At 32.8% G+C, this 11,970-nt stretch carries 9 protein-coding genes; 6 read left to right on the plus strand and 3 right to left on the minus strand.

Translation table 11 applies throughout. From position 1 onward, the window contains the following. The first annotated feature begins 242 nt into the window (after window positions 1–242). Complete coding sequence (locus Q4Q55_RS07875) at window positions 243–1,187, plus strand: 3H domain-containing protein (RefSeq protein ID WP_303372287.1); 945 nt, start codon at window positions 243–245, stop codon at window positions 1,185–1,187. Next, window positions 1,180–1,761, plus strand: coding sequence for a ZPR1 zinc finger domain-containing protein (locus tag Q4Q55_RS07880; RefSeq protein WP_303372279.1), 582 nt, complete (start codon window positions 1,180–1,182; stop codon window positions 1,759–1,761). The genes Q4Q55_RS07875 and Q4Q55_RS07880 overlap by 8 nt, the downstream gene beginning before the upstream one ends. Before the next feature lie 9 nt (window positions 1,762–1,770). Here Q4Q55_RS07880 and Q4Q55_RS07885 read toward each other — a convergent pair whose 3' ends face one another. After that, window positions 1,771–2,208 carry a hypothetical protein gene (locus Q4Q55_RS07885; RefSeq protein ID WP_303372280.1) on the minus strand — a complete coding sequence of 146 codons (438 nt, stop codon included), beginning with the start codon at window positions 2,206–2,208 and terminating at the stop codon, window positions 1,771–1,773. A gap of 268 nt (window positions 2,209–2,476) precedes the next feature. Continuing rightward, window positions 2,477–7,483, minus strand: coding sequence for a hypothetical protein (locus Q4Q55_RS07890; protein WP_303372281.1), 5,007 nt, complete (start codon window positions 7,481–7,483; stop codon window positions 2,477–2,479). 465 nt (window positions 7,484–7,948) lie between these two features. Between Q4Q55_RS07890 and Q4Q55_RS07895 the strand changes: the two genes are divergently transcribed. Beyond that, complete coding sequence (locus Q4Q55_RS07895; RefSeq protein ID WP_303372282.1) at window positions 7,949–9,085, plus strand: adhesin; 1,137 nt, start codon at window positions 7,949–7,951, stop codon at window positions 9,083–9,085. Between the two features lie 70 nt (window positions 9,086–9,155). Then, window positions 9,156–9,839: an MIP family channel protein gene (locus Q4Q55_RS07900; protein WP_303372283.1), complete on the plus strand. Its 684-nt coding sequence runs from the start codon at window positions 9,156–9,158 to the stop codon at window positions 9,837–9,839. A 19-nt stretch (window positions 9,840–9,858) separates the two neighbouring features. On the opposite strand, the gene Q4Q55_RS07905 is transcribed toward Q4Q55_RS07900, so the two are convergent. Then, a complete protein-coding gene (locus tag Q4Q55_RS07905; RefSeq protein ID WP_303372284.1) occupies window positions 9,859–10,551 on the minus strand; it encodes a nitroreductase family protein in 693 nt (230 codons plus the stop codon). 76 nt (window positions 10,552–10,627) lie between these two features. Between Q4Q55_RS07905 and pyrH the strand changes: the two genes are divergently transcribed. Both pyrH and Q4Q55_RS07915 read left to right on the plus strand, forming a co-directional pair. Beyond that, window positions 10,628–11,305, plus strand: coding sequence for a UMP kinase (pyrH, locus tag Q4Q55_RS07910; protein ID WP_303372285.1), 678 nt, complete (start codon window positions 10,628–10,630; stop codon window positions 11,303–11,305). An 8-nt stretch (window positions 11,306–11,313) separates the two neighbouring features. Beyond that, the coding region (locus Q4Q55_RS07915) for a TatD family hydrolase (RefSeq protein ID WP_303372286.1) at window positions 11,314–11,970 on the plus strand (657 nt) is incomplete at its 3' end.

Below are 11,970 nucleotides of genomic sequence, written 5' to 3' on the forward strand. Positions count from 1 at the left end.
GAAGGAAATGATAAAAAAATTAAAAACCAATTAAAATATAATCCATAAATATAATTAAAAACTGCTCAATCAAAAAGCCAATATGCTCAATCAAAAATTGACAATATTGCACATATACAGTATTCATGATTCAAAATTTTATCAGATACAAATAAATAAACAATATCTATTTTACTAACCTTTTAACAAATATATTCTTAATGAGCATTAAAGAAAAAGGTTATGTTAAATCTGAAAGTAACATGAGAAAACCTTATGTTATTTTAATTGGCAGCGCATCCGGAATTGGAAAATCCACAATAGCAGCAGAACTAGCCAAAAAATTAAATATAAAACATTTGATTGAAAGTGATTTCATTAGAGCGGTTGTCCGTGGAATAATTGGAAAAGAATATGCACCAGCACTTCACAGCTCATCTTATGATGCATATAAACATCTGAGAAATAAAAATCGCTACGAGGATTACGGGGACTTGGTGTCTGCGGGTTTTGACGAACATGCATCTTATGTTATTCCAGCACTTGAAAAGATAATCCAAAGAGCAATAACAGACTATGATGACATAATAATTGAAGGTGTTCATCTAGTTCCAGGATTGATTGACATTGAACAATTTAGAGACTATGCAAACATCTACTTTTTCATATTGAGCTCTGATGAGGAATCACACAAAGAAAGATTTGTAAAGAGAGCCATACAAATCCAAAGAGGTGGAAAACAACTGGATTTCTTTAAAGAAAATAGAATTATCCATGATCATCTGTTAAAACAAGCCGAGAAAAATAATGTTGACATCATCAAATCAGAAACAATCGAAAAAACACTTGACAACATCCTTTCAATAATCAACAAAGCCTGCACTACAATCAAACTGACAAATACTGTGGATGAACTGGAAGATGTCATCAACATCATTATTAAACAGAATAACGGTTCACTTGAAAAGGTTACCTACCAAATTCCTGGATTTAAGGAACCTTTAGTCAGAAACATTAACGTTAGTGATGTGAATTCCGCTGAGAAGTTTATAAAAAACATTAACGAAAATAATGATAAAAAAGAATACTTGTCAAAATTATATGATTTATCCGATTATAGAAATACCGTCATTTGCGCTTCCAATCAAGAGAAAATAGATGAAATCATTGAAGAATTGAAAAATAAAGGATATGTTTTAAATGAATGAAGAAGAAATTAATGAAATGATTATTAAATGTCCAACATGTGGAATTGAAGGCGTTGCCAAATCAATAATGAAAGAACTTGAAATACCTCACTTCGGTAAAGTCCTAGAAACAACTATACAATGCCCATCCTGCGGATTTAGACATAGCGACGTTATTGCTTTAGAACAGAACGACCCTGCAAAATACATTCTCGAAATTAATAAAAACAATTTGTCTGTTAGGGTTGTGCGATCTCAGTCAGCCACAGTCATCATTCCAGAAGCTGGCGTTAAGGTGGAACCTGGACCAAAATCAGAAGGATTCGTTACAAATGTTGAAGGTGTGTTAACACGCTTTGAAAGTGCAGTCATTAAAGCTTTGAATTTATTTGATGATGAGGAATCACAAATTAATGCAAAGAAGACTTTAGAACACATTAGGGAATTGAAAAAAGGAAATGGAACTGCTACATTGATTATTCTAGATCCATTTGGACAAAGTAATATCGTAAGTGAAAAAGTGGAAATATTGGAAATTCCTGAAGAGGAATTAAGTCAATTAAAAACAGGTTTTAGTCAAATTGAAGATAATTAGAAAGAAGAATTATTCTTCTTCCTCTTCATCGTCGTTTGCTGAGAAACTTACAAATGAATCTTCTTCAACAACGTCTTTTAATTTTAAGGTTTTTTGAACATCCATAGCTAATGCATTACAGTCAGCTTTAATAGCTTCTAAATGCAATAAAATTCTTTCTTTTTCTTGATTGATTCTTTCTATGTTAGTGTATGGATAAGTTGATTCTTTAAGCATTTCGTATTCTATTGTAGTGTATGGATAATCATTTAATTGTTTACATACATTTTTTAAAACGTCACCTAAGAATTTGTTCATTTCAACTTTTACTCTTTCCCTAATCATTTTGTCATCATCTAAATTTTCTTTCATTAGACGAACAACTTCAGCTTTAGCGAAAGGCAATTTTTCTTCATCTTCTTCGATGAATTCTTCGGAAGTTTCTTCCATCATTTCTTCTTCAGACATAATATACACTCCATTTCAATTAATTAAGAATATTGGTCTATGCGTAATTTTTCTAAAAAAATTATCAATACATCAATATCTAAATAAATATTTATTCAAAGTTCTATATAAATGTATTGATTTAATTAGAGAAATGAAGAAGTATTCGACTATTTTTTAGAGCAACTTATAAAATAATTATAGGGAAAATTAATAATTTTGATAGTTGCAAAATTTTGAAAAATTGTTTTAAAAAAATAAAAAATAGTAGCATAAAAGCTACTTTAAACTATCTTTTCTTTGAAATATTACCTCCTAAAAAAATCATAGAAAAAATAAGGGAAATCAATAAAACAGCAAAAGAATTACCTGTTGAATGATTCTTATCTAATGTGCCATAAACTTTATTGTTTTCAGATTTTTTAGGATTATTCTGATGTGGATTTGGATTATCGAATTTTTTAGTGGAATTTTGCGGAACATTTTCCTTTTCTGTAACGTTAACAACAGATTCATCTTTGTTATTCTCCTGATTGTAGTCAAAAGTTTTAGTTGTTACGGAAACCACATTTTTAACTGTTCCGGAGGCAGTTGCCAATGCTTTAATAAGCATTTCTGCGGATTCCCCTTTAGCAAGTGAATCAATTGACCATGTTTTAGTTGAATTATCGAATGTTCCTTTTGAAACCTTAACTGATTTGAAAACTAATGATTTATCGGAAATTTCATCAACTTTTACACTTCTAGCCCTATCAGGACCATTGTTAGTCAATTTAATTGAATAAGTAACAATATCACCAGTTTTATAATTATACTTGGACACTGTTTTAGTTATAGATAAATCACAGGCAGGAGCCACATTTATTGTTTTTTCAAAGTTATTATTGGAAGTATCGGGATCAAATTCATTTCCCCAGATACTTACAATGTTTTTGAAAGTGCCTGTCTGTGAAACTCTACAAATTATTTCCAATTCTTTTTCATCACCAGCACGTAAGTCTCCAACATTCCAACATCCATCAGAATCAACATATTGACTAGATTCTATTAATGTCAAACCTTTAGGTAGGGAATCTCTAACAAGAACTCCAGTTGCATCATTTGGACCATAATTATTAATGATTATTGTCCATTTTACAATATCGCCATAATTCGGATTAGAGTTGTTTACATTTTTCTCAACACCCAGATCAGCAACCGGAACCACACTAATAAATTCAGAATCATTATTGTTTGATTCGTTTAAATCGTATTCAGTTGAATTTGCAAAAGCAACGTTTGAGATTTCTCCAAGACTATTGACAAAGCATGAAATATTTAAATATGCGCTTTCATGACTATTTAATTGACCGATAATCCATTTATCCCCAATGAAGTCGCCTTTAGTGGAAGTATAATCTTCAAAGATTAATCCGTCATCCAATAAATCATATAAGACAACATTTGTTGCTCTATCCGGACCATTGTTTTTAATAGAAATCATCCAAGTTATTGGCTCACCGAAATACGGATTTTTGTTTGAAACTTCCTTAACAACTTCCAAATCAACAGTTAAGGGAACATGAATTGTTTCGCTGTCATGATTGTTTGTAGGGTCAGGGTCCACTTCATCAGCTGAAATTGAAGCAAAATTTGTAATATTCCCTGTTTTGTTTACAATACAAACCATCTCCAATGTCTGTTCCTCTCCGTTTTCCAAGCAACATACTGCCCAAACGCCATTGTCATAGACCCCTTTGCTTGCTTCAACATCAAGCAATATTAAACCTTCAGGCAGAACATCACTAACAGATACTGAAGTTGCCTTGTCAGGACCATTGTTTCTAGCAATTAAAGTCCATTTTATGAGATATCCATAATATGGATTTACATCATCAACCATTTTGACAATTTCAACATCTGCAGTTTTATTAATATCCACTATCTCCGAATCGTTATTGTTTGACAAATCATAATCGAATTCACGAGCGGAAACTGAAACGTTGTTTTGAATTATACCTGTTGCATTGACACTGCAAATGATATCTAACTTGACAGAAGCATCAGGATTTATTTGGCCGATATTCCATCTACCGTCATGATGATTATATTTACCATTACCATTATCACTGACCCATATTAATGATTTAGGAAGAACATCGATTGCCATTGCATCATTAGCAATATCCGGACCATTATTTCTAACAACAACAGTCCATGTTACATATTTACCGTAACTAGGATTAGTATCATTGACTGTTTTAATTACTTCCAGGTCAGATGCCGGATAAATTAAAATTGATTCCTCATCACGGTTATTAGTTAAATCCCAGTCATATTCATTTCCAGTAATATTTGCAACGTTGATATATGTTCCAGTGACCTTTACTTTAGATATTATCTCCAAAGTTACTTTTTCACCAACTGCCAACTGCCCCACATTAATTACACCATCTGAATAGCTTCCTTTACCCAACCGGGAATTAACATAAATAAATCCTTCAGGCAAAATGTCTGTTACAATAACTCCAGTCGCATTATCCGGACCATTATTTTTAACAACAAGGGTCCATTTGACCAAATCATTGAAGTTAGCATTAGTTACATTGACTGATTTTACGATGGACAAATCAGATGATGGAGAAACTCTGATTATCTGTGATGCATTATTATTTGTTAAATCATAATCATATTCACGTCCTGTAACTGATGCATAATTTGCAATAACTCCTGTTGAGTTGACACGACTAACAATATTTAATCTGACTTCGCCATCAACATTTAAAGTACCAATATTCCAAATACCTGTGTTATGATTGTAATTACCATCATTACTAACCCAAATTAAAGATTTAGGAAGAATATCTTTTGCTACAACATCATGAGCAACATCAGGACCATTATTTTTAACAACAAGGGTCCATTTGACCAAGTCATTGTAATTCGGAGAAGTGTTATTGACTAGTTTAATTATCTGTAAATCAGAAGTTGGGGGTACATTAATACTTGCATCGTCATGATTATTGGTTAAGTCAATATCATATTCATTAGAAGTCACATTAGCATTATTGGTTATCTCACCAGTTTTATTAACGATAGTGTATATGTTAATAATCCTAGTTTCACCTACATCCAAATCACCAATTGCCAAACTTCCAGTTGCCGGATCATAATTACCTCCACTGTCATCACGTAGATAAATTAAACCTTCAGGAATTACATCTGTCACTACAACTCCAGTTGCTTTATTCGGACCGCCATTGGTAATGGTTAAAGTCCAAACAACCACATCTTCGAAATTATAATTTTCACTGGAAGATACTTTTCTAATTTTACTATCTATAGCAGAAGTGACAGTGAAAATTGTTCTATTGGATATTGCTTTGTAATAAGTGTCTTCAAAGTGTTTTGCAGTTACATAATATTTTCCTGGCGCCAAATTGTTTAATTGGGCTGAAACTTCACCAAGATAATCGGAATTTAATGTATCACTGTAAATTAAAGTACCATCATCCTTTTCAACAGTCAATTCAATTTCCATATTATACTCCCTGTCATCCTGATATAGCCTTCCATTGTCTGTTGCTCCATTGAGAGGAGATTCACCATCAACTTTGATTTTGGAATAGCTTGCAGCATTATAAATTGCATTGGATACTGCCAAATCGCCATATCTCGCAATATTATTTCCCCCATGAATAATAGAAGAAATCTCTTCAGTTTCACCACAATAAATGTTTTTGGCAAAGATCGGTAATGCATAAACCCATGCCTGATTCTGATACATGGTATTGTTGACAAATACCAGTTTTGAACCAGATTTATCATAATAAACCGCACTTCCATTTCTTGCAGTATTATAATAAAAGCTATTGTCTTCAATGTTTGTTCTTGTACTGTTTACATAGATTGCACCTCCAAGACCATCAGAATATTTATTCTTATCCGGAATTGCACTGTTGTTTCTGAATGATGAACCTACAACTGTAGTGTTCTTACCTTTGATGAATACTGCACCACCATCTTTTTCAGCAATGTTACCTTTAAAACTGGAATCTTTCACAACAACCGTGAGTGCATCAGTGTTGATTGCACCCCCATTTTTGGATGCATGGTTATTGTAAAAATTACAGTCATCTATTTCAATGTTTCTTCCGTTCAATTGAGCTGCACCACCCAGTGGAGCATTATTATTTTTAAAAGTACAATTTACAATGTTCAAAACCATTGAATGTTGCAAAATGAGACCTGTTGATAGTGCTCCACCAAATTCTTTTGCAGTGTTGCTTGAAAAAGTACAGTCCTTTATTGTACCTGAAGCGTGATAGGTTAAAGCTCCACCTTCATCAGCGGAGTTATTGATGAACTTGCATCCTTTGTATACAACTCCATTTCTGATACATCCTGCACCTCCGTGAGTATGGCCCACTTTTGAATTTACTGAATTGCTTCTAAATGTGCAATCAGTAACATATCCCTTGTAATCATCTTCATCCATTCCCAATTGAATCGCACCACCATAGCAGTCCACTCCATAAGTGTCATCGACTCTATTCAATGTAAACGAACAATTTGTAATTTTTGTATTTTTTCCATATAACGCTAAAGCTCCTCCTGCACGGTTTGCGACATTCGAGCTGAATTTGCAATTTTTAACTGTTGTAGATTTTGCAACTGTCGAATTATAATCAGCACCTAGAGCACCGCCTGCACCGTATGCATGATTCTTTTGAAAAACACAATTATCTATTACTACACTGTTTCCTTCAAGATAAATCGCTCCTCCTCTAAATGCATATCCATTAATAAATTTCAGATTGGTGAATGTTGATCCACCGCCATTCTTTGTAACTGATATGATGCCCACAGAATTTTTTCCATTTAGAGTAGCTGAAGTTCCGGAAATGAAATCCAGCCTTTTGTTAACCACAATTCCATCATTGTTACTTTCAGATACAAAATTACCGTTTAAATAAATTTTATCTCCTGCACTTGCCCTATCTATTCTATTCTGAATATCACTAAAAGTACCTCCATTCAATACATAAGATCCAGTCAAAATTTCATTTTCCCGACTATTGACTGCGCTCAACAACCTATTTTCCTGATTATCAACTGTACTTGCCAGTTCATCGTGAGAATTTTCTAGCGTATCTTCGACATCTAATCCAATTTCCATTCCACTACCAGTTTCATTTAAATCCACAGCATAAGAGTCATCCATATTCAACCCAAATGTTGCAAATATTAAACAAATAAATAGCATTGAAATTAGGAAATTTTTGCCAGTAGCTATCTTTTGAGTCTTTTTTAACATTTAATCACCTATTTGAGGACGATGATTACTGCTATTAATTAACAAAAGCTATTAACCAGCAATTAAACTTTTTATTTTACTTAAAATTTTAAAAAGAACATTCAAAACCAATAAAATTTTATAAAATACTCCAAAAATTATTAGAAAAACTATACATTAGCACACTAACACAACATATTTTTAACAAATATCTGCACAAATTTTAAAAGTACCATAATTTTACGGACAAAAATAAACTTTTTTAAAATCTTGCCAAATTTACTCTAAAATAAAAGATAACCTCCTTTAAATCCTCAAAATGATTATTAAACGATGATATATTTAAATTTTTTCTAAAAAATAACAACAATTTCTTATTTAAATAAAATAATTGATTTAATAATAAATTTAAATTTGCAACATGAAAAAAAATATTTTACTGATAAAAAAGATATAAAATTATAGAAAAAAGTTAAGGTAATGGACATGAGAAAAAAAATTGCAATATTTCTAATGGTTTTATTATTAGTTGCTCCAGTCATACAAGACGTAAGCGCAACTAAAACTGTTTTTATTACAACAGACAACATCGTTGATCATGATTTCGATGTTGGATTAATAAATTCCATAAAAAACTATGTACAGGAACTTAGTGGTGGAGAACTCCAAGTTGTTATTGACAATCAGGCACCCAGACCAGGGGAAGGTTACCGTTCAATAGCTGTGACAAGTGATGTGAGCATTGATTTGGCAGCATCTGATGCTGGAAACTACTTGCAACTTGCCAATTATAGTGCAAATTCAGATAAACAAATTGTTTTCGTTAATATTGGAGATTATGATTTAGACAATTCTTCAAATTATCTTAGAAGAGCATGGGACGACAATTACACAAATGAAAGTTTTGCAGGAGTACATGACCCTGGAACACTTCTTAGAAATGCAGGAATATTCTATGTTCAACCAGCAAAAGAATATCCTGATTACTATCATGACGGAATTTTAGATAAATACGATGATGAAATGGCAAAGAAGATTTCACAGGAAATAGTTGACATCATCAATACACACGACAATGATACAAAAGTCTTTAGCGACGAACTAGTCGTTAAAAATAATATTCCACCTAAAGGCATGGCAGATGCTGCTAAGGAAGTTGTTAACAGTGATGATAAAGAATTAAAAGGCCCTTTTGGAGCATATACCGGTCCGCAATTATTATATCAAACAAGTTCATATTTAAATGGCAATGGTTTGGATATTCCAAAAGCTTATAACGAACCGGAAAATCCTATGGGAATATCATTCTTAACTAGAGACACTTATTCTGTTTATGATTATTTCAAAATGGCTGGAATCGTTAGAAATTATATGGACGAACATGGACAAGCACCGGACTCAATTGAATACGAAGGAGCACATATCGGATATTATGATTTATTATATAACTTTGCAAAAATAACCCAAAATCATACTGATACTGCACACATGGGCTTTGAAAGCGAGTATCACTTCGATAAAGTAAATGATTCATTCTTACTCCATATCTTCCCATTCATATTAATACTATTCATATTATTCCTTGCATATTTAGGTTATAAAAAAATAAGGAGATTTAAATAAAATAAAAACTAAATATTAAATGTTCATTGAATAAATGAATTAATTTTTATTAGTATAGAAGGGAAAATTTATGAAAAGATATATTGCAGAATTAATAGGAACAATGGTTCTTGTCTTATTCGGATGTGGAAGTGCAGCCATAGCAGGCACTGTTTTAGGTAATCTTGGAATTGCAATGGCATTTGGTTTATCTATAGTAGCTATGGCTTATGTCATCGGAGACATCTCAGGATGCCACATCAACCCTGCTGTTTCAATAGGTATGTGGATTGATGGAAGACTTGAAACAAAAGACTTAATTTTGTACATTGTATTCCAATGTATCGGTGCAATAATTGGTATTGCTCTTCTTGTTGCAATCATTAATTCAGCTCCAAGCCTTGGAGGATATGCTGTAACAGGATTAGGTCAAAACGGATTTGGATCTGCATCAAGTGTCGGTATAGACGTCGTAGGCGCAATCATTGTTGAAATTATCTTAACTTTTGTATTTGTATTCACAGTTCTCGGCGTTACCAAAAAAACAGAAAACGCCGCAGTTGCAGGTATTGTAATTGGTTTAACTTTAGCATTTGTGCACATTATGGGAATCCCATTAACTGGTACTTCAGTTAACCCTGCACGTAGTTTAGCTCCTGCATTATTCATGGGTGGACAAGCTCTCCAACAAGTTTGGGTATTCATCTTAGCTCCAATTGTCGGTGCAGTAATTGCAGGTTTACTATACAAAGGTTTAATATCAGAGGATGCTTAAATCCTCCTTTTTTTATTTTTTAAATTTTAATGCTTCCAATGTAAGTATATCCTTTTAATCTTTTAAAATCATTATTTATTTTAAATTCAAACGTTTTTTCATTTGCAACATACATATGGGCCAAAGCAATGCCTACATCGATTGGATTCCATTTTTTTACAAATTGTCTTTTGATAATATTCTGCTTCAATTGGTATACATCAAAACCATCTTCTGAATGTTTGAAATACCATGGCTGTGAATTAATTGCTGATGGTGCAAGTTGTGCCGGTTTCAAGCGATTATCCTCAAAATCACTAATTTCAGATAATTTTTTTCTTTTAAAATCATTAATATCACGTGTTTTATCCGGAGATTTTCCAAAAGAGATTACAATGACAAATTCAGAATCCTTTTTCTTCAAGGAAGCCAAACCCACCCAGCAACTTCCTATGTCAATGCTTTGCAGAAACAATGAAACTTGCTGGAATACGAAACCAATGTTAACTAAGTTAATGCTTTTTTTCTCACAAAAAAGCGCCAGATAATAAGGAGCAGACCAGCGAGTCTTTAAATTAACATCAAATTTTGTTAAAATTTCATATCTGAAATCAGCACTGCTCCTTAAAGGTTTTACATGAGATATGAATTCATGAATTGGACTCATCTCAATTTCATCATCCAAATACTTCCTGCAAGATTTTCTTAGATATATCTGTTCTTCCAAACTCATTGAAAATACTTATTGACTTACTCCTTATTAAAACTTAAATAATATCTAAAAGAAACATTATATATAAGGTGAATATATGAAAATTGTTGTTGCAATTGGAGGATCAATTTTACTAAAAGAATATAATTGTAAAAAATTCCAAGAATACAGTGCTATCTTAAAAGATTTATCCGAAGAACATGAATTATTCGTTGTTGTGGGTGGAGGAAAACCTGCTAGAGATTATATTGGGGTTGTTCGTGACTTAGGAGCCGGAGAAGCACAATGTGATGATATTGGAATTGAAGTAACCAGAATAAATGCTAAATTAATGCTTTCTGCACTTGGAGATGCCGCATATCAAAGAGTTCCACATAACTTCCAAGAAGCTTTAGAGTTCTCATCCAGTGGTAAAATCATTGTTATGGGTGGAACAGAACCTGCTCACAGTACCGATGCAGTTTCAGCAATTCTTGCAGAATACATTAATGCGGATAAACTAATTAACCTGACATCCGTTGATGGAATGTATACAAAAGACCCGAATAAATTTGATGACGCTGAACTTGTTCCGGAAATTACAGCAACCGATTTACTCGATTTTTTAAGCGGTAAAGATGTTAAAGCGGGAACTTACGAATTCTTTGATACAACTGCAGTTCAAATGATTAAAAGATCCAATTTAGAAACTGTAATTACAAACGGTTTTGAACCTGAAAACCTAATCAAAGCAGTTAACGGCGAAAAAATTGGTACCAAAGTCATAAATGAATAGGTGGTCAAGTGGATAATCTCATAGACATCGGTTTAAACCTGATGCACAAATCTTTTAGAAATGATCGAGTGGAAATTATAGAAGAAGCTAAGAAAACAGGAGTTACACAGTTCATAATCACTGGAACTAATGTGCATTCAAGTCAACTAGCTGCAGAATATGCATCAAAATATCCTGGAACTCTATTTTCAACATCAGGAGTGCATCCGCATGATGCGAAAACCTGCAATGGCCATACAATTAATGAACTGGAAAAAATATCCAAAAAAGACTGCGTTGTAGCTATTGGAGAATGCGGCCTTGATTATAATAGAAATTTTTCACCACAAGATTTGCAAAGAAAATGGGCCCAAGCACAAATTGAATTGGCCGAAAGATTAGATATGCCTTTATTCTTGCATGAACGTGAAGCGCACGAAGACTTATACAACATATTGAAAAAATATGATGTTGGTGAAAAATCAGTTGTTCACTGTTTTACAGGAACAAAAAAAGAAGCACAGAACTATGTTGATTTAGGTTGTTACATTGGAGTTACCGGATGGATTTGTGATATGAAAAGAGGAAGAGACTTGCAGGAAGCAGTGAGTGCCATTCCTCCTGAAAAATTAATGATTGAAACTGATGCACCATTCTTAATACCTAAAAACTTTGATAAAAAACCT

Origin of the sequence: Methanobrevibacter sp. (assembly GCF_030539555.1) — an archaeon.
Classification (GTDB): Archaea; Methanobacteriota; Methanobacteria; order Methanobacteriales; family Methanobacteriaceae; genus Methanocatella.

Coding starts and splice junctions, on each gene's coding strand:
- pyrH (WP_303372285.1), top strand. CDS start 10,628: ATGAAAATTGTTGTTGCAATTGGAGGATCAATTTTACTAAAAGAATAT.
- Q4Q55_RS07890 (WP_303372281.1), bottom strand. CDS start 7,483: ATGTTAAAAAAGACTCAAAAGATAGCTACTGGCAAAAATTTCCTAATT.
- Q4Q55_RS07895 (WP_303372282.1), top strand. CDS start 7,949: ATGAGAAAAAAAATTGCAATATTTCTAATGGTTTTATTATTAGTTGCT.
- Q4Q55_RS07880 (WP_303372279.1), top strand. CDS start 1,180: ATGAATGAAGAAGAAATTAATGAAATGATTATTAAATGTCCAACATGT.
- Q4Q55_RS07900 (WP_303372283.1), top strand. CDS start 9,156: ATGAAAAGATATATTGCAGAATTAATAGGAACAATGGTTCTTGTCTTA.
- Q4Q55_RS07875 (WP_303372287.1), top strand. CDS start 243: ATGAGAAAACCTTATGTTATTTTAATTGGCAGCGCATCCGGAATTGGA.
- Q4Q55_RS07905 (WP_303372284.1), bottom strand. CDS start 10,551: ATGAGTTTGGAAGAACAGATATATCTAAGAAAATCTTGCAGGAAGTAT.
- Q4Q55_RS07885 (WP_303372280.1), bottom strand. CDS start 2,208: ATGTCTGAAGAAGAAATGATGGAAGAAACTTCCGAAGAATTCATCGAA.